The organism is Desulfosporosinus youngiae DSM 17734, from assembly GCF_000244895.1.
Classification (GTDB): domain Bacteria; phylum Bacillota; class Desulfitobacteriia; order Desulfitobacteriales; family Desulfitobacteriaceae; genus Desulfosporosinus; species Desulfosporosinus youngiae.
In genome coordinates this window covers 4,404,932-4,423,664 of record NZ_CM001441.1, presented here as the reverse complement: position 1 = coordinate 4,423,664, position 18,733 = coordinate 4,404,932, and the positions used below count along the sequence as shown (strand labels likewise).

Below are 18,733 nucleotides of genomic sequence, written 5' to 3'. Positions count from 1 at the left end.
GAATAAGTTCTTCTTCGCTACATAAAACTTGAACATCGAACTTAAATAAACGCTTTGGTGGTGGCAGCATTGGAGATTACAGTAAAAAATGCTATGAGAATTGGCCCCTTAAGTACGTCGGAAATTGTGGCGGGTCATCAAAGGCTGGATAATGTAGTTAAAGGTGTTACCATTATTGAAGCACCGGATATTGTAAACTGGCTGGCCGGGGGAGAGTTACTCCTTACCAGTTTGTATGCCGCTCCTGTAGGAACCTTAAACTATGACGATTTCGTCAAAAAACTGGCAGATAAAGGTGTAGCGGCTATTGCCATTAAAGTTGGACGTTTTGTTGACCATATCCCGGAGGATATGATTGAAGCGGCCAATCAATATGGAGTACCCATTATAGAACTTGAGCCCAATGTGCGCTTTGTTGATGTAATGTATCCTATTATGGCCGAACTTTTTAATAATCAAGTCGTTAAATTAAATTACTACAAAGTTATTCAAGAGCGGTTTACGGCTCTGGCGTTGCATTGCATAGGTCTTGAGACGATTATTAAAACTTTGGAAGAATTAATTGGCAACCCAGTTGCCGTATATGATCGTAATTTTAAAAGCATGAGCACGACAGATCCCCAGCTTGAAACGTTTGTTGAAGTAGAAGATCTATATAATCGAGAGAGTTTGAATGATAAACTATCGTTTTACCGGCAAATGGTGCAATACCCGGCCTTAGGAGAGGAACCCGTTCCTCAGGTTGTCGTACCGATCCGGGCGTTTAATCAAGTAAAAGCTTACCTGACGGTGGCAGAATTGCATAAACGACTTCAAGAAATGGATTTGATTTGTTTAGAACACGCGGCTACCGTCGTAACTCTTGACTTAGTTAAGAAAGTAGCTGTACAGGAAGTTGAACAGAAATTCCAAAATGATCTTCTGGAGAACCTGATAACCGGGAACATAGGGTTAAATAATACGCTGGAGCGGGCTGCGTTAATTGGCTGGGACTTGTCTAAGCCATATACGATTGTCCTTTTTAATATAGATAACATCGACGGGATTTTAGCTAAAAGCAAAGATAGTCCGGATAAGATGTATTTGCAAGGGCTGAAATCTGATGTCGTTTCGATAATTACGGGTGCTGTCAGAAAACATACCAAAAATTATATCCTAGGGACTAAAAATGATGCCATCGTCCTGTTGTGGCCGTCGCCAGGCGACCAAAACGGGCTCTTGGAAGTGATAAAGAAGACAGGTAAAGAGATTCAGGAACAAATTAGAAATAAAGTTAAGAAAGTCTCTGTGGCCATAGGAATTGGAGATGCCGCCCTAAAGGTTCACGAAATTCCGCGGAGTTTTAAAGAAGCCCAAGATGCGATCACCTTTGGTCGTATGATTCAAGGGCAAAACGTTATCGGGGTTTTTTCCGAGCTGGGTATATTTCGTATACTTTGCAAATTTGCCAAACAAGATGAATTACAAAATTATGTCCCAAAATCACTGCTTAAATTGATAGAGCATGATAAAGTCAATGAAACAGATCTTCTAAAAACTCTGGAAATTTTCCTGGACTGTAATGGAAATGCAAGTAAAGCAGCCAAAAAGCTGTTCATACACTATAAAACCATACTCTACCGGCTGGAGCGGATTAAAGCATTGACCGGAATGGATCTGGAGATCAATGAACATCGCCTGGAAATCGAAATGGGTTTGAAAATTATCCATTTGCTTGGCAAAGAGGGGATGTAAAAAGCAGTCAAAGCCAAGCATGGTTAGAAATTCCAAAAGTAAGTGTTTAGAGAGCGATAATCAATGGTATGGGAGTTTTAAAAGGTATTGTCGGCTTTGGAAAAAATATTAACTGGATTTTAACAGTGAAGTATGGTATTTTGTTTATGTAGAGCATACTTATAGTATGTAATGGTCACTGTGCAGCTGGATGTTCTGCAGGGATGCAGGGAGTTGCAACAGTAAGTAATGTGGTATGTAGGTAATGTAGGAATCCCTGGTTAATAGGCAATTTCAAAAAAGTAGGACATTGTAGGATGGTAGAACATGGGAATGTCGTGCCCTATCCGTTTTTGCTGCGGATTGCGGGTATTTTCACAGCTTTCTAAACTCCTATATTCGGGAGTTTTTTTATTTCCCAAAAATTATTGCTAAAGGCTCAGTGACAGAGCAGGCAGAGCGGGCTCATTTAATATAGTTTTTAAACGTAATTGGAGGAATCAGCAAAATGCTTATAACAGAAATCCTTTCTCGTAACGCCAGACTCTATGGTGATGATATCAGCCTGATTGAAATCAATCCGGAGCTGCAGGAAAAGCGTGAAATTACCTGGCGTGAGTTTGAATTGATAGAACCTAATCCGACGGCGGAATTCCGGCGGGAGATGACTTGGCGTGAGTTTGACGAGAAGGCTAACCGATTTGCCAATCTTCTCCTAAACAGGGGGGTTAAAAAAGGATATAAAGTTGCCATCTTATTGATGAATTGTCTGGAATGGCTGCCTATTTATTTCGGTGTTCTTAAAACCGGCGCCTTGGCTGTTCCTTTAAATTATCGCTATGCCGCAGAGGAAATTAAATACTGTTTGGAATTAGCGGAAGCCGATGCATTAGTCTTTGGCCCGGAATTTATTGACCGTGTAGAAATGATCTGTGATCAGATTCCTAAGGTTGAACTAAGCTTCTTTGTAGGAGAAGGCTGCCCCTCTTTTGCGGAAAGCTATGAACAGCTTACAGCGGATCGCTCGGCGTTAGATCCCCAGATCACCCTTGGCGAAGACGATAATGCGGCCATTTACTTTTCCTCCGGGACGACAGGTTTTCCCAAAGCGATTCTCCATAATCATCTTAGTCTGGTATCATCATGCTATACGGAACAAAATCATCACGGTCAGATGCGGGAGGATAATTTCCTGTGTATCCCGCCGCTTTATCATACTGGCGCAAAAATGCATTGGTTCGGCAGTCTTCTGGCCGGAAGCAAAGCTGTTTTGCTGCGCGGAGTTAAACCCCAATGGATATTGAAAGCGGTTTCCGAAGAAAATGTCACCATAGTTTGGCTTCTTGTGCCCTGGGCTCAGGATATTCTCGATGCCATTGAAAGAGGAGATGTCAAGCTGGAGAATTATAAGCTTGACCAATGGAGGCTGATGCATATCGGTGCCCAACCGGTTCCGCCCAGCCTGATTAACCGCTGGAAAAAATACTTCCCCAACCATCTCTATGACACGAACTATGGTTTGAGCGAATCTATCGGACCGGGTTGTGTCCATCTTGGCACGGAAAACATTCACAAAGTCGGGGCAATCGGGAAACCTGGTTACAATTGGGAAGCTATGATTGCGGACGAATCGGGCTGCCCTGTGTCACAGGGCGAGGTGGGCGAATTGGTTGTGAAAGGGCCTGGAATAATGAAATGTTATTATAACGACCCGGAAGCAACTGCGGCCGTACTCAAAGATAATTGGCTCTTTACCGGTGATATGGCCCGTATGGATGAAGATGGCTTCATTTATTTGGTAGACCGTAAGAAAGATGTGATTATCAGTGGCGGCGAAAATCTCTACCCGGTACAGATCGAGGATTTTCTCCGGGGGCATAATTTGATCAAAGATGTAGCTGTCATTGGCCTGCCCGATCAGCGTCTGGGAGAAATTGCAGCGGCTATTATAGAACTGAAGCAGGGTTGCAAGTGCACAGAAGGAGAAATAATGGAGTTCTGTTCGTCACTGCCGCGCTATAAACGCCCACGCCGAATAATATTTAATGAAGTTCCACGCAACCCTACCGGAAAAATTGAAAAGCCCTTGCTTCGGAATAAATATTGCGGAGGAAGTGTCGTGGTGGCTCAAACCCAGAGCTAGGATAGGCTGAGAGAGGACCGATGCATGGCTAATAATCTTAAAAAAGATGCTGAATGGGCTGAGGCTAAAAAGAGATGCAGACTTAACGAAGAGACCATTAAAATGGCCAAAGAGATGGGATTGAATCCAAGAAGTCTAATCAAAAATATACCCAGCAAACGTGAACAGTGGAAGGCTCCTGTAAGTGTTTGGATTCAGGAGATGTATCAGGAACGCCAAGCAAAGGCCCTTAAGAAAAAAGCCCGGAAAGAGAAGGCAGCAGAATGATTTTGATGATAAAGTAATATGGATGAGATCAAGTTTCTCTCAATAGGAGTTATATCTAAATAACGATTTCCAAGCAGCTATACATGGCAAAGCGGTTAATTTGGCGCTAAGGCATGTGCAGCTGCTTTTTTTAAAGTCAGTTTTTTAGATGAATGATTCGGACCGGTTTTTAGTTTACTCTTCCAAGCCTAACCGATAGTTCTTTGATAGTGATTATATAGACAGTTATCTATATAAAGGGTATAATAAGGATATAGATATTTATCTATATCCTTACCTGAAAATCAATAAGGAGTTGATTCTATGAAGTATAGTTATGCAGAATATGTTTTGTTATTTAAGGCAATAGCGGATCAGACACGTCTGAACATAGTCGACCTGCTTTCTTGCGGTGAAATGTGCGCCTGCCAACTCTTAGATAACTTTAAAATCACGCAGCCAACCTTGTCATATCATATGAGAATTCTGTGCGATAGCGGAATTGTTAAAGGAAGACGTGAAGGGGCATGGATGTATTATAGTATCAATGGTGAGGCAATAGAAACTATCGCTGAGTTTATTTCTAAGATTAAATCTAAAAAGGACAAAAGTATTAATCAGACCTCCACAGATTACGATTGCAAACGGGATTGTAAAATAAATAACGATAATTCTAAATGAAATTGACTTACTAAATAAGCTGATAATGCTTAAATGATCTTGAAGAGGTGCAAGTAATATGCAAATTTCCAGCAGAGAACTGAACATCACGCCAACTTCAGCCCAATTAACATTCAGTGATATTTTAGGAACTTGGAAAGCCCGCTGGGGAATTGGCAGAATGAAGTATATGGTGGAACCCGGCCTTTATAGTTTGGGAAAACCAGATAGCAATTCTCCCGTTCTGGTTTCGGCAAATTACAAAATGAGCTTTGATAAGCTTAGGAAAGAACTAAAGGGTATCGATGCCTGGATTTTGGTACTGGATACCAAGGGCATCAATGTATGGTGTGCTGCCGGAAAGGGAACCTTTGGAACCCAAGAACTACTAAACCGTATGGCCATAGTACAACTGGAGAAGGTTGTCTCGCACAGAACGGTAATAGTACCACAGCTAGGTGCTCCGGGCATAAGTGCTCACGTGGTCGCCAAGTTTTCGGGTTTTAAAGTAGTTTATGGGCCGGTCAGAGCTGAGGATATCAAACAATTTATCAAGTCAGGTATGAAAGCGACCCAGGAAATGCGTACAGTGAGGTTCGGCATCTATGATCGCCTGGTTTTGACCCCTGTGGAATTAGTCGGTACGTTCAAAATTTCCTTAATGATTTTTGGAGTTCTCTTTTTACTAAATCTCCTTGGCTTGGGTCCTTTCGGACTGGTTGATTTTTACGCCTATATGGGTGCGGTCGTGGCAGGATGTGTTTTAACCCCAGTCCTGCTGCCGTGGATTCCGGGCAGGGCTTTTGCCTGGAAAGGTTGGGTATTAGGTTTTATTTGGGCTATCATCGTTAACATACTTAATGACTGGAATGGGACGGGTGCTTCAGAGTACAGTAGTTTGAGGGCTCTGGGGTATCTGTTCCTTCTTCCGTCAATATCAGCATTTCTAGCGATGAATTTTACAGGATCTTCAACCTTCACATCCTTTTCGGGTGTCTTAAAAGAGATGAGGAAAGCTGTCCCCGCGATTATTATCTCGACGGTTCTGGGAATGGTTCTGATTTTGGTTAATAGCTTTATGAAACTCTAAGGAGTGTTAGATATGAAGAATCGATATTTAAAAAACGTGGCAACGTTAAAAATAAACTCAGATCTATGTACGGGCTGCGGCAGATGTCTTGAAGTTTGTCCCCATAATGTATTTTTATTAAAAGACAAAAAATCAGTGATTGTTGACAAAGATCAGTGTATGGAATGCGGTGCCTGCGTCAAAAACTGTCCCTTTGATGCCTTGGAGGTTAAGCCGGGTGTGGGTTGTGCCTTCGCTGTCATTATGGGCTGGCTGACCGGAACGGAACCGAGCTGCGATTGTTCAAGCGGCAGCGGAGGCAGTTGTTGCTAATTAACCCCCTTGAAACCACGAAATATGTTATCATACTTCGTGGTTTCAAGGGGGTTTTAAAACAGAAATGACAGATAATCAAGAGTTTACATAAGGGTTTATAACATAAAGAAACGTGTGATTTTCTCCCAGACCGCTGGAGTTATTACCGCGGTTCCTCCTAAAATAGCAGCATCCGTAACAGCAAGGTTGTGGTCTATCAAGAAATTTGTAACGGCGGTGCTGTTCAGATATTTATCCACCAAAATGATGGGACTTCCGGTCCGGGCAGCCAATGCCGAACCCGCCAGAGCATCCGGGAAGTTATCCCCTGTTGCCAGGTAAATAGTATCAAAGTTATTCCCTAACCCCTTAGCAATAGCGATCCCGGTTTGATACTGGTCAATACCGGCATAGCGTTTTACACCATTTAACTGGGCTTCAACCTGTGAACTGACGACTGCAGTTCCGCCGACAATGATGGTTTCCGTGACATTGAGGTCTTGAAGAGCAGTTTTAGTGGCTGCAGGAAGCTGTGCCTGTTCTGTAAGCAAGATAGGGATTCCTTGATATGCGGCTAATGAGGAGATAGCTAAGGCGTCCGGGAAATTTCCGCCGTAGGCAATTACGGCTTTCCCAGAGATTTCGGGATTCATAGTATGGAGGTCGGCGGCAATTTCCGCCGCAGTTTCATACTGATCATATCCGGATAAACGTGTAACCTCATAGGTTTGCTTAAGAAGATCCTCTATCTCCTGGGAAACAACCGCTGTTCCGCCGACAATGATGATTTTGGAAGGTTTTAAGCGGCCAAGTTCCTGTTCGACACTGGGTGTCAGCTGTTTGCTCTCAGTGAGCAGAACCGGAGCATCATATTGATGAGCTAAAGGCGCAGCGGCCAGTGCGTCCGGAAAATTGACAACGGTTGCCAGAATAGCTGTCGAAGCCCTATCAGGCCAGCCTTCCCGGGATATTTTTACCGACGTTTCCATGGCATCAAGACCGGCTAATCTGGTAAAGGAAGTAGTTTCGAAGGAACCTGCCTGGATTAAACTTTTAACCGGTGAATTAACACCGGATATGATTGTTCCGTCCGGATTAAAAATATCTCCGGTGACAACCGGTCCGCCAAACGTGTTGTTTCCAAGCTGTCCCTCACTATTGGCTCCCCAAGCCCAGATAGTCCCCCCACTTTGACGGGCAATAACAAACCCTAACCCTGAAGCAAGGGCTGTAGCATTAGTTAATTCATTAACTTGTACCGGATTCATGGACAAGGGCTCTTGTTCAAAGGGAACCGCATCGCCGAGCTGCCCCCACAAGTTACCTCCCCAGGACCATACGGTACCGTCTGTTTTTAAGACGAGACTAAGATAACTCCCGGCTACAATAGAATGCACATTATTAATCCCGCTGATCTGAAGCGGTGTATTCCAACTTTGTTGGGTATCGCGATCTCCAAGTTGAAATAGATCATTCTTTCCCCAGCCCCAAACCGTACCATCGCTTTTTAAAGCAAGGCTGTGATTATAACCGGCACTAATATTAATGACATCTGTTAGGGAGTGTACCTGTATAGCTGCAGATGTCACATTGTGAACTCCTTCCTCATCTACGAGCAGGCCTCCCCAGGTCCAGACAGTGCCATCGTCTTTAAGGGCTAAAGCAAAGGCACTTCCGGCAGAAATCTTAGTGATCCCGGTTAATGCCTGGCCATTAGTATCAACTACGACCTTTGCTGGGATATTCGTAAAGAGTCCCTTTCCCGAAGGGTTTCCAAGCTGTCCGTTTTGGCTACTTCCCCAGGACCAAATGGTTCCGTCCGCCTTTAAGGCCAAACTATAGTCCATTCCTGCTGCGATAGCGATCACATCAGTAAGCCCTTGAACTTGAAGGGGCGTATAGGATTTTAAATATTGTTCGGGCATATAGAAGTCAGGTCCGCCGGCGATTAGTTCTATCTTTCCGAATCCGGCCTGTCCGAATTCATTATTTCCCCAGCCCCAGACGGTTCCATCGTTTTTCAAGGCCAAACTATGGGCACCCCCTGCGGCAACGGCGACAACGTTCGTCAAATCGCTTGCTTGGACAGGAGTCGAACTATCCGGAAGCTCACTTTGGTTATTACCTAGCTGTCCCTCTGAATTATCTCCCCAAGCCCATACGGTCCCATCACTACTAAGAGTTAAACTATGAAACATACCTGCAGATACGGTGGATAAACTGGCACCTCTGGTTTGCACAGGTGCATCCGCGGCAAATGCCGGTTTTGCATAGGAAACGACTGAGGCCGGAAGGATCGTTCCTATAAGAAAGAGTACGCTGAATAAGCTTAAGAACGTTTTCCTCAGTGGTTTAATCATAGTTATCTCCTTTAAAATTCATTATTAAAGCTAATGTTATTTAAGCTTACTTCTGCTTAAACTTCAAGTACAAGAATTTGGAAGTTTAAAATAGAAAGAGCGGAAGCAGGCACATGGCCTGTTTCCGCTCTTGTTAATAATTTTTTTATAGATCGATGGATTTCTTTAATTTTTCGGCAGCATCCGCAGCGCTGTCCATGGCGTCATTGACCGTATTTCCGCTGAAATCGGGTCCGTTGAAACGATAACGGAAACCAAAGAATAGCCCTATAATAAGCAGAGGAATAGTAATCCAAGGAACAAAGATCAACATTAAGACCAAGCCGGTGACAGGAGCAGAAGCTTTGCTCTCCTCACCCTTGAGAACTTCGAAGGAATTCGCATTACCCTTGCGAATCATCTTTCGGCAAAATTTTCCCAATTTCTTCATATGAGACTTAAAACCTTCTCCATGATGACAGTGATGATGACTTTGCTTTTCCCAGCAAAAATCGTTGCTTGGTCCTGAGCTGCCGCCGGCGGTTTGACTGTTGTAATAACCGCCTCCTGCCGGTGCGATGATCTTACCTTGTTTCTCCAAAAGAATGATGGCTTCAAGCAAATCCCCATTGGCTTCATCCAGGGCAGCTTTGGCCTCGGCAAAGCTTATATTTGCCATCGCTCGTAATTTTTCTACATTTTCTAAGGTTGTCATTTAGAATTCCTCCTTGATTTTTGTTATGTGCCGTAACTGACTATGTATGAATTCTACCCTAAAAGTCTTCAAGGAAAATTTGATGAAAATTAAAATAAGATTAAAATTTAATTCTTTAAAGTTAATGAAGAGCTGTTGAAATCCCCTATATTTCAAGGCTTTTTAGATTTTAAGAATCTACAAAGTGCAAATAGAAAAAAGCTCCCGGAGACTGCGAATTCAACCGGTGCTCATAGTGACATGGATTACTTTAGTTTATAGACAGTGCATCAGCCTTGATAAACCCCTTAATTCAGTGTGCCCAAGCAATGTAATTATGCAATAAAATTCTGAAATGAAGCTGAGGCTTAACTGAAAGTCTACTGAAAAAATTAAAAATAATCTTGCCCTGACAGTGAACTTGTTTAGGTAAAGCCGAACATCAAGACTTAGGTGGGAGACTGCCTCCACTGAAGATGAAAAGGAACACCCTCGGAAAGAAATAGTTTCTAACACAGGAAGGATTATGAAGATATAAAAAGAATAAAGTAAAAGTAAGCGGAAACCGGGAGGAACGTGATTCAACCAGACAATAGAAAAGGCTTTTAAAGGGAGATATGAGAAAAAACTCTTATAATAGGAGGTAGAGTAATGAAAAAAAACAGTCTGAGATTATTAACTTTAGTACTATGTTTCTTTTTTGCTGTCCTAATAGTTCCGAAAGTTACGCTTGCGGCGAGTATTCCTTCAGCACCGACTGATCTTACGGCCAGCGCCGAAAGCTCCAGCGAAATTTACTTGGATTGGGATTCTGTAAGTGATGCAGCATCCTATTATGTCTATAGGGCAACATCATCGTCAGGTACTTATTTCAAGATCGCCACAACCACAACCTCTCGTTATACAGACTCCAATTTGAAATCGGAAACCACCTATTATTACAAGGTAGTCTCAGTAAACAGTTCTGGAACAACAAGTGCCTACTCTTCTAGAACCTATGAAACTACTCTGGATTCAGATGAAGATGACTCATTGTCAGCACCAACCGGCCTCACCGCCACCGCGGAAAGCTCCAGTGAAATCTATCTGGATTGGGATTCGGTCAGCAATGCAACATCTTATTATGTATACAGATCAACAACTTCGTCGGGCACCTACTCTAAGATTGGGACAGCCACATCCTCGCGCTATACAGACAGTGATTTAGAATCAGACACCACTTATTACTATAAGGTCAAGACAGTTAGGAACTCAAAAACGAGTGAATATTCCTCTAAGGACTATGCCAAGACCCTGGATTCTGATGAAGATGACTCATTGTCAGCACCAACAGACCTTAGGGCCAGCGCTGAAAGCTCCAGCGAAATCTATCTGGATTGGGATTCGGTCAGTAATGCAACATCCTATTATGTGTACAGATCAACAACTTCGTCGGGCACCTACTCTAAGATTGGGACAGCCACATCTTCAAAATATACAGACAGTGATTTAAAATCAGACACCACTTATTACTATAAGGTCAAGGCAGTCAGGAATTCAAAAACAAGTGAATATTCTTCTAGAGATTATGCAACGACAGATAGATCTGACGAGTCAGATCTATCCGCTCCAACAGATCTGACCGCAAGGGCCGAGAGTTCCAGCAGGATCTATCTGGATTGGGATTCCGTGAGTGAAGCAACATCCTATTACGTATATCGCTCGACGGCTTCTTCAGGAACATACTCCAAGATCTCGACAACAACTACTTCGAACTATACCGATACCGGCTTATCGCCGAATACTACTTATTACTACAAAGTCACTGCTGTAAACAACTGGAGCAGCAGCGGCTATTCCTCAAGTGCTTATGCAATCACTGCTAAGACAGATGGCACCATTCCTACAGAACCTTCCTCGGATATCCAGTCTGATCGCTTAGCCGGCGAGGATATGTATGGAACCTCTGCAGAAGTTGCTAAGTCTGGATGGATCACTTCTTACTATGCTGTTATCGTAAGTGGGGAGAACTTCGCGGATGCCTTATGCAGCGCTCCTCTTGCCCAAAAATATAACGCTCCTTTATTACTAACAACTAAGAATATCTTGCACGAACAAACAAAGACTCAGCTCGTCCGTTTAAAGGTGAAAAAAGTAATTATCATCGGTGGAACCGGTATTATATCCTCCGGAGTTGAGCAAAGTATAAAAGACCTGGGGATAGGGGTAACCAGGATCGCTGGGACTGATAAATATGACACATCGATCAAAATTGCCCAGGCAATCGGGGAATTTGACCAAGCGGTGATTGCCAGTGGAGAGACCTTTCCCGATGCTTTATCCATTGCGCCCATAGCTGCCATGAAAGGAATGCCTATTTTACTCACCCCCAAAGATAAATTACCTGAAAACATCAAAGGGTATTTAGAAAAAAATGCCCAAAGCACCTATGTAGTGGGAGGGACAGGGATCATCAGCGATAATGTCCTTAAACAACTTCCCTCTCCCAGAAGATTAAGCGGAAATACCAGGTATGATACAAATATTAGTATTATTAAAGAATTTGCTGATGAACTTGATTTCAGCACATGTTATGAATCAACCGGGGAAAACTATGCCGATGCCCTAGCCGGGGCCGCCTTAGCTTCTATAACAAATTCCCCCGTGTTTTTAGTCAGTGATCCTGTAGATCCGGTTACCATAAACTTCTTTAAGAGCAAAATTAGGAGTATTAAGAAAGAAGTTATTTTTGGAGGAATAGTTGTAGTACCCAACAGTATTCTTATCAACATTGATGAAGAAGATTATGATGATTACGATACACCAGCGGCTCCGACAGGGTTAGAGGTAACGGCGGTGAGTTCCAGTCAAATTAATCTAACCTGGGATTCAGTCAGTAATGCCACATCCTATTATGTTTACGGTGCCACTTCCTCTTCCGGAACCTACTCTCATATTGCAACAGTTTCCACCACCAGTTACACGAATACAGGCCTCTGGGCAGATACAACCTATTATTACAAAGTAAGAGCGGCAAACAGTGCCGGCTCGAGCCCTGAATCAGCAATGGATTATGCTAAGACGGATTTGCCTGACTAAGATTATTAGGTTTTTAAATGAAGGCTTCGGATGCATTGTGCTATTCGAAGCCTTTTTTACTTCCAGACAGGTTTACCCTTACTTTGCGAGAGAGATGCTACAAGATTGCCGCTTATTTTTATTAACCCATCTCTAAACGAGTTACTTGACTTTTATCAAGCCTTTATTGCATAATAAACCAATGATAAATTAGATAGAGGTGCGGTTATTAAGAGTAAGTACACCAAGCAATCCAGCGATGAAGTGTGCCGAAAGGAATAATCGCCGAAGTAAAAGGCTGTGGCATAAGGACTTTTACTGGTTATGTATTTAATAGGTACATAACTGTCACCTAGTCATTGGGTGGAGCACTATCACTTAAAATTCGCTTGCATATTTAAGCAGTTTAAGAGTGCGCTCATTAAACTGCTTTTTATAGTTGGAGATTAAATTGTAGTAGGGGGAAAACATTCGTGGCAGAAAAAACATTACCTTTTAGCAAGCAGCAGTTAGAGACAATGATCGATCAGTATGGTTCACCATTTCATATTTATGATGAACAGGCCATTCGGAAAAATGCCCGTAGATTAATAGAAGCATTCAGTTGGGCTCCTGAGTTCAAAGAATACTTTGCTGTCAAAGCAACACCGAACCCCTATATCCTTAAAATCTTGCGGGAGGAAGGATTCGGAGCGGATTGCAGTTCGATCGCAGAACTTATTCTGGCGGAAAAGGCTCGGATTCTTGACGAAAATATTATGTTTTCTTCTAATAATACCCCTGCTGAAGAATATCAAAAGGCGAAAGAATTAGGTGCAATCATTAATCTCGATGATATTACTCATATTGATTTTTTGGAGAAAAGTGCAGGAATGCCTGAAATTATCTCTTTCCGTTATAATCCTGGTGATCTGCGCGAGGGCGGAAATGCGATTATCGGGAAACCTGCTGATGCTAAATATGGTTTAACCAAATCTCAAATTTTCGAAGCCTATCAAATTGCCCGGGAAAAAGGAGTCGAACGCTTCGGAATCCACACGATGATTATTTCGAATGAGCTTGATCCTAACTATTTTATTGAGACGGCCACTATGATGTTCAAGCTAATAGGAGAGATCTACGATAAGCTAGGGATCAAAATTGAATTAGTTAATTTCGGCGGAGGGATTGGTATTCCTTATCGTCCGGATCAAGAGCCGGTTAGCCTTGAGATGATAGGTAAGGGGATCAAGGAGGCCTACGATCAACTGATTGTTGATAAAGGCTTGGACCCATTAAAGATCTCTCTGGAAAGCGGACGGATGATCTTGGGTCCCTATGGTTATTTGGTTGCCAAGGTGCTGCATAAAAAAGAAATCTACAAAAATTATGTTGGTTTAGATGCCTGCATGGCCAACTTAATGCGTCCTGCTCTCTATGGTGCCTATCACCACATTACAGTGATGGGAAAAGAGGATTGGCCGTGTGATCAGATTTATGATGTCACAGGAGGTCTGTGTGAGAATAACGATAAATTTGCCATAGATAGAGCGCTGCCTAAGATGGATATTGGAGATATTGTCGTCATCCATGATGCCGGGGCCCATGGCCATGCTATGGGATTTAACTATAATGGTAAATTACGCTCGGCAGAGCTGCTCCTCAAGACGGACGGCAGTGTGGAAATGATCCGACGGGCTGAGACGCTTGAAGATCTCTTCGCTACGTTAGATTTCTCGGGGTTGGAAGATTAATTTTAAATAAGTCTGCTTCTAAATAGGGCTTGCTAACCGAATCCTTTTTATTCGTTCGATTACGCAAATACACCAATATCTGTAATTTGAAAATACCTCTTCAAAATTTGGACAAAAAGAACCCTGAGCTTATGCTCCAAGTTCATGACAAAGAATTGCATGCTAATCATGCACTCTGCTGTTTCTTTCAATTTAGCATAAACACGATCAAGGCCATATTTCCTTTTACCCTCGCCAAACTTGCCTTCTACAGCATTACGCATCTTGGCATCCATCCGTTCAATGGCCTTCTCTACTTTTTTCAGGGCATCTCCTGAGGGCCTGCCTAGTTTGGGACCGCTGAGCCGGATGTTGTGGTTTTTGCAATACGCCAGATTTTTGCGGTTACGGTATATCTTGTCGGCCAGCACCGCCTCAGGATAGCATCCATTACGGGCTCTGTAACGCTCTACGCTATCTATCAATGTTTCTGCTTCATTAAACGCGTCCCAAGACAATTTTTCGATGCGGCAGAATCCCTTCTCGATGCTTATGGCTACCTTAGCCCCGAATTCTACTTTGGCACTGGCTTTGCCGCGTACAATCGGTCGGACATGATCCTGATAGAGGTTGACGATTCGATCCGGTATCTGATGTTGTTTTGTCTTATACATTGTTTCCTGCTGCTCAATTACGGTTCGAATGGTTTCCAATAACTTGACTTGTCGGTTGCTTAAGGCTTCAAAGCCTGAGGGAATTTCTTTCAGCATTTGGTCAACGTGGCGAAGGTTTCTTTTACAATATTGCAATTGCTGCTTGATGCCTTTTCTAAGTTGCTTCTTTCTCGGACTCCGCTGTTTAGACACACTCAGATAAGCTTTTCTCGCTTTTTCACGGTAAGTTCTCGGCCGTTTGGTTGCTTTACCCTTCGCTTTATGAAGCGTATCAATGATCTCATCCAGTTTCTCGCGGGATTCGTTAAGCAGTCCGAGGTCTGTCGGATATTTTATATCGGCCGGTGTGCAGGTGGCATCAAGGATCAACATACCTTGATTCGGTTTGGATTCTTCTGAATCAGAGTCAGCAGGGGTTTTCTTCTCTTCCTTATCCGCATCCGGAAGATTAGGTCCTTGTTGATCATCATCGTTCTTCTCGGCTTCCTTTTCAGATGTTTTTGCCGCCCGCTCAGCTAAAGCAATGCGCTCGTTGATTTTAGCCATGCGGTCTTTCTTAAAGCGCTTGCGAAATTTCACCAGGGCGACTGGAGTCAAAGGACGAGTCAATTGAAACTCCTTGAGGCCTATGAACCATTGGAGATAAGGATTCTCCGTAATCTGCTGAACCGTTTCACGGTCAGTATAACCGCAGCGAGCTTGGATGATTAACGTACCGAGTGCCATACGGACCGGTTTGGCCACATTGCCACGATCACTCGGAAACATATGGGCGTATTCTTTTTCATACTCATCCCAAGGAATTATATTAGCTAATTGAACCCAACGATTTTCGGGATCCAGTTTCCCCGAAAAAGGCAGGATGAAATCATCTATGGTTAGCTGGGGACTCGGTTTACGGTACATTTTCAACCTCCAAGTGCACGGTTTTTTTAATCTAAATTCATATTTCCTTGCACTAAAGATTCGACGTAAATGCCCAAAAACCCTTGTTAAATCAGGTTTTTCCCTGGCGTTTAGCACTCGTTAGCAAGCCCTAAATACAAAAGAGCCTGCTTTGCCAGCGGGCTCTTTTTCTGTGTCAGGGTTCCATCTGTCAGACATGACTCCAGGAAAATATTCTCGTTTTTTACAATATAAGTTATAATGACGAACACGAACGTCGAAATCAGACCACCCGGCCTGATTTCGGCGTTTTTAATATAAAGTGTTGCTGTACAGCAGAGACCGGCTAACCCCTGAAATTAATTAGTAATTATGGGTTCCTATAACCACTGGCTTCCCGAATTTTCCTTCCAGCTTCGCCTTGATACCGTCAAGGTCAATGGGACAGGCAGCAGTGTTTCTGGCCCGGACTATACAGGAGCCAATATGAATAGCATCGATATCCTGCATCAAATAATCGGCCATTTCCATAACCAAATTGATTTTAGGCATAACTAAGCCTGGGCAATCACCGCAGCCACTAATACCCACGATCTTAACGGAGTCATACTTTTTGAACTCGCCTTCTTTAAGGTCAGCTGCTTTAAAACACTTCAGGCAAGCTACGCAACTTACATCGCGTATTTTTGCACAAGAAACAATTAAAATATTAGCCATTAGTCTAATCCCCCTTTTTTTTAGTTATGAACATTATTCTATAACTAATCCTAAAATCCTTCTGGACGGAATTGGATAATTTTCTACAGAGAGCGCGAATTATATTAAAAGACTGATTCGTGCTTTATTGCATACTTGATGTGATCCCAAAAGCGCCTATGCTTTGAGTTTTAAGAGAACGTTCAGGGGTCATTCAGCCTACATTCAGCTTTGTCCTGCATAATTAGCTAAAACAATAAATTATTGGAGGCTGAAGAGCCTGGTTTAAGCTTTCCTTTATTTAGTTAAGCTTTATAATTAGATAGTAATAAACCGCTTTGCGTGTATGGGCATAGGCGAGGAGAAGATGTATGCAAAAACTAACAGGAATTAAAGTATTGCTGGTTGACGACGAACCTAATATTTTAGACTTTTTAGAGATAGGCCTTATCAATGAGGGGTTTGAAGTGGAAACGGCCCAAGACGGGATGACTGCGGTGAGCTTGGTCAAGCAATTTAAGCCTCATATTGTCATTCTTGATGTGATGATGCCTGGCATGGATGGATTTGAAGTGTGCCGTATGCTCAAAAAAACTGAGAATATAGCGATTATCATGCTCACAGCAAAGGAGGAAGTGGATGATCGTGTTAAAGGACTTAAGCTGGGTGCGGACGATTATATGGTAAAACCCTTTAGCTTCGAGGAACTACTCGCCCGAATCTACGCCAGAATCCGCAATCAATTTCCTGAGCTAGTGGGAGAGGTTGTGCAAGGACCCTTTAAAATTAACGACCGGCGCAAAGAGATCCTCTACAATGATTGTGTTCTGGAACTTTCTGCTACTGAGTATGAACTCCTTAAATTTATGGTTTTTAATCAAGGTTTGGTGCTGAGTAAAACAACGATTTTAGATAAGGTTTGGGGCTACGATTTTGCCGGGGAGGAAAACATTGTAGAAGTCTATGTCCGCTCCCTGCGGGACAAACTGAAGGACAAAGAACATCGTCTCATCCGAACGCTGCGAGGGTCGGGATACCGGCTTGACCTGACATGAAAAAACTCATCCGGAGCTACATCGTACCAAACTCGCTGCTTTTCCAGCTCTTATCCCGGTCTTTGCTGGTAATGGCAATCCTTTTGGCAGTGATTGGTCTTTTTCAGTACCTTTTTATGCGCGAGGTAACTTACAGTAACCGGGCTTCCAGCATTAGAAACCAGATTTTATCGGCTCCTCCTGATTTATGGGAAGAGGCGGTGCGAAGCGTTGAGTCCAATATTCCTGGTCGTTTCCCGGTGTTTTTTATGCCTGATACCAGAATAAGTTTTATCGATGCACAGGGTAACTTCTTAGACCTGCCTAATGACCTTGCTGATCACCAGCTTGGAAATACGCCTCAACTTACTAAAGAAGACTACCAAAAGGCACTAAGTTCCAAACAAAAATTGACTTACAAAGTAGTAAACCAGCCTGATGTGGGAGAGCAGTTGGTTGTACTTCAACCCATCGGGAACAAATTTCACAATACCGGACTGATCCAGGTTAGCTTAAGCACTAAGCCTTTAAAGGATGGGTTAATCCGTCAACTGCTTATTTTCATGACCCTGGCTTTCCTGGCCTTAATTGCAGGCATGTTCGCCTTGATCTCCGTGCTGCGAAAAACCTTGGAGCCTTTATCCAATATGACCAAAACCGTAGAAAAGATTAACGCAGGAAATCTTCAGGAACGTTTTCCCCCGGAACAGGGTCAGGTCGAGATCGACCGTTTGGCTTTCTCCTTTAACGGAATGCTTGAAAGACTGGAGACATCCTTTGAGGCCGAAAAAGAGGCTAAAGAGCAAATGCGCCGCTTTGTCGCGGACGCTTCCCACGAGCTTAGAACTCCCTTGACCTCGATCCATGGATTCTTGGAGGTGCTGCTGCGTGGAGCTATGAATCAACCGGACAAGCTCGACAAATCCCTGCGGAGCATGCTTACGGAATCCGAGCGTATGAAAAAGCTGGTACAGGACCTCTTGCTCCTTGCCAAGCTGGATCGTTCTCCAACCATTAATCCGGAAGAGGGAGACGTAGAGGTTCTCATCAAGGAGATGGAGCCTCAATTAAGGTTGTTGGCCGGAAACCGCACCGTGAACTTGCGGCTTACTGCACCGGCAAGGTGTTGGTTTGATGAGGATAAACTTAAGCAAATCATCCTGAATCTGTTCCATAATGCAGTTCAGCATACCGATGCGAACAAAGGACAGATTAACATTACCCTGGAACCTATGAACGGAGGTCTGGAACTCGTTGTTAGAGATAACGGCCCCGGCATTGGAAAAGAGCATTTGCCGCATCTGTTTAACCGCTTTTACCGGAGCGATCCCTCCCGAACCCGCAAATATGGCGGTGCGGGACTGGGACTGGCAATTACAAAAACGATCGTAGAACTCCACGGAGGGCTCATTCGCGTAGAAAGTTCCCCAGGTGAAGGAAGTGCCTTTTATGTATGGATTCCGGTAAGGCCTGCAACAGCGAACGCTATCAAGTAG

Annotated in this window: 14 protein-coding genes and 1 riboswitch; of the genes, 10 read left to right on the top strand and 4 right to left on the bottom strand. The window is 43.3% G+C overall.

All coding sequences use genetic code 11. From position 1 onward, the window contains the following. The first annotated feature begins 69 nt into the window (after positions 1–69). From DESYODRAFT_RS20460 to hgcB, 6 genes are all read left to right on the top strand, one after another. Entirely contained in the window at positions 70–1,734 is a 1,665-nt protein-coding gene (locus tag DESYODRAFT_RS20460; protein WP_007786015.1) for a PucR family transcriptional regulator, read from the top strand. Positions 1,735–2,221: 487 nt separating this feature from the next. After that, positions 2,222–3,856, top strand: coding sequence for a class I adenylate-forming enzyme family protein (locus DESYODRAFT_RS20455; RefSeq protein WP_007786013.1), 1,635 nt, complete (start codon positions 2,222–2,224; stop codon positions 3,854–3,856). Between the two features lie 24 nt (positions 3,857–3,880). Next, positions 3,881–4,123 carry a hypothetical protein gene (locus DESYODRAFT_RS20450; protein ID WP_007786012.1) on the top strand — a complete coding sequence of 81 codons (243 nt, stop codon included), beginning with the start codon at positions 3,881–3,883 and terminating at the stop codon, positions 4,121–4,123. A gap of 303 nt (positions 4,124–4,426) precedes the next feature. Beyond that, a complete protein-coding gene (locus tag DESYODRAFT_RS20445) occupies positions 4,427–4,783 on the top strand; it encodes an ArsR/SmtB family transcription factor (RefSeq protein WP_007786011.1) in 357 nt (118 codons plus the stop codon). A gap of 58 nt (positions 4,784–4,841) precedes the next feature. Then, positions 4,842–5,852: a mercury methylation corrinoid protein HgcA gene (hgcA, locus tag DESYODRAFT_RS20440; RefSeq protein WP_007786010.1), complete on the top strand. Its 1,011-nt coding sequence runs from the start codon at positions 4,842–4,844 to the stop codon at positions 5,850–5,852. Between the two features lie 12 nt (positions 5,853–5,864). Further along, complete coding sequence (gene hgcB / locus DESYODRAFT_RS20435; protein WP_007786009.1) at positions 5,865–6,164, top strand: mercury methylation ferredoxin HgcB; 300 nt, start codon at positions 5,865–5,867, stop codon at positions 6,162–6,164. A 98-nt stretch (positions 6,165–6,262) separates the two neighbouring features. Here the strand turns inward: hgcB and DESYODRAFT_RS20430 are convergent, their stop codons facing one another. After that, positions 6,263–8,506: an RCC1 domain-containing protein gene (locus DESYODRAFT_RS20430; RefSeq protein ID WP_007786008.1), complete on the bottom strand. Its 2,244-nt coding sequence runs from the start codon at positions 8,504–8,506 to the stop codon at positions 6,263–6,265. A gap of 145 nt (positions 8,507–8,651) precedes the next feature. Next, positions 8,652–9,200 carry a hypothetical protein gene (locus DESYODRAFT_RS20425; protein WP_007786007.1) on the bottom strand — a complete coding sequence of 183 codons (549 nt, stop codon included), beginning with the start codon at positions 9,198–9,200 and terminating at the stop codon, positions 8,652–8,654. Positions 9,201–9,830: 630 nt separating this feature from the next. Here DESYODRAFT_RS20425 and DESYODRAFT_RS20420 point away from each other — a divergent pair. After that, entirely contained in the window at positions 9,831–12,257 is a 2,427-nt protein-coding gene (locus tag DESYODRAFT_RS20420; RefSeq protein ID WP_007786005.1) for a cell wall-binding repeat-containing protein, read from the top strand. Between the two features lie 186 nt (positions 12,258–12,443). Next, positions 12,444–12,618: riboswitch (Lysine riboswitch) on the top strand. Positions 12,619–12,709: 91 nt separating this feature from the next. Continuing rightward, positions 12,710–13,969, top strand: a complete 1,260-nt coding sequence (lysA, locus tag DESYODRAFT_RS20415) for a diaminopimelate decarboxylase (RefSeq protein WP_007786003.1) — start codon at positions 12,710–12,712, stop codon at positions 13,967–13,969. Positions 13,970–14,028: 59 nt separating this feature from the next. On the opposite strand, the gene DESYODRAFT_RS20410 is transcribed toward lysA, so the two are convergent. Continuing rightward, positions 14,029–15,528, bottom strand: coding sequence for an IS5 family transposase (locus tag DESYODRAFT_RS20410; RefSeq protein WP_007783992.1), 1,500 nt, complete (start codon positions 15,526–15,528; stop codon positions 14,029–14,031). Between the two features lie 342 nt (positions 15,529–15,870). Beyond that, on the bottom strand, positions 15,871–16,224 hold the full coding sequence (locus tag DESYODRAFT_RS20405; RefSeq protein WP_007786002.1) for a CGGC domain-containing protein: 354 nt from the start codon (positions 16,222–16,224) through the stop codon (positions 15,871–15,873). Between the two features lie 350 nt (positions 16,225–16,574). Here DESYODRAFT_RS20405 and DESYODRAFT_RS20400 point away from each other — a divergent pair, with 350 nt between their 5' ends. Continuing rightward, positions 16,575–17,258, top strand: coding sequence for a response regulator transcription factor (locus DESYODRAFT_RS20400; RefSeq protein ID WP_007786000.1), 684 nt, complete (start codon positions 16,575–16,577; stop codon positions 17,256–17,258). After that, the gene (locus tag DESYODRAFT_RS20395; RefSeq protein WP_007785998.1) at positions 17,255–18,733 is read left to right on the top strand and encodes a sensor histidine kinase; all 1,479 of its coding nucleotides are present in this window, start codon (positions 17,255–17,257) and stop codon (positions 18,731–18,733) included. The genes DESYODRAFT_RS20400 and DESYODRAFT_RS20395 overlap by 4 nt, the downstream gene beginning before the upstream one ends.

Coding starts and splice junctions, on each gene's coding strand:
- DESYODRAFT_RS20455 (WP_007786013.1), top strand. CDS start 2,222: ATGCTTATAACAGAAATCCTTTCTCGTAACGCCAGACTCTATGGTGAT.
- DESYODRAFT_RS20450 (WP_007786012.1), top strand. CDS start 3,881: ATGGCTAATAATCTTAAAAAAGATGCTGAATGGGCTGAGGCTAAAAAG.
- DESYODRAFT_RS20445 (WP_007786011.1), top strand. CDS start 4,427: ATGAAGTATAGTTATGCAGAATATGTTTTGTTATTTAAGGCAATAGCG.
- hgcA (WP_007786010.1), top strand. CDS start 4,842: ATGCAAATTTCCAGCAGAGAACTGAACATCACGCCAACTTCAGCCCAA.
- hgcB (WP_007786009.1), top strand. CDS start 5,865: ATGAAGAATCGATATTTAAAAAACGTGGCAACGTTAAAAATAAACTCA.
- DESYODRAFT_RS20430 (WP_007786008.1), bottom strand. CDS start 8,506: ATGATTAAACCACTGAGGAAAACGTTCTTAAGCTTATTCAGCGTACTC.
- DESYODRAFT_RS20425 (WP_007786007.1), bottom strand. CDS start 9,200: ATGACAACCTTAGAAAATGTAGAAAAATTACGAGCGATGGCAAATATA.
- DESYODRAFT_RS20420 (WP_007786005.1), top strand. CDS start 9,831: ATGAAAAAAAACAGTCTGAGATTATTAACTTTAGTACTATGTTTCTTT.
- DESYODRAFT_RS20410 (WP_007783992.1), bottom strand. CDS start 15,528: ATGTACCGTAAACCGAGTCCCCAGCTAACCATAGATGATTTCATCCTG.
- DESYODRAFT_RS20405 (WP_007786002.1), bottom strand. CDS start 16,224: ATGGCTAATATTTTAATTGTTTCTTGTGCAAAAATACGCGATGTAAGT.
- DESYODRAFT_RS20400 (WP_007786000.1), top strand. CDS start 16,575: ATGCAAAAACTAACAGGAATTAAAGTATTGCTGGTTGACGACGAACCT.
- DESYODRAFT_RS20395 (WP_007785998.1), top strand. CDS start 17,255: ATGAAAAAACTCATCCGGAGCTACATCGTACCAAACTCGCTGCTTTTC.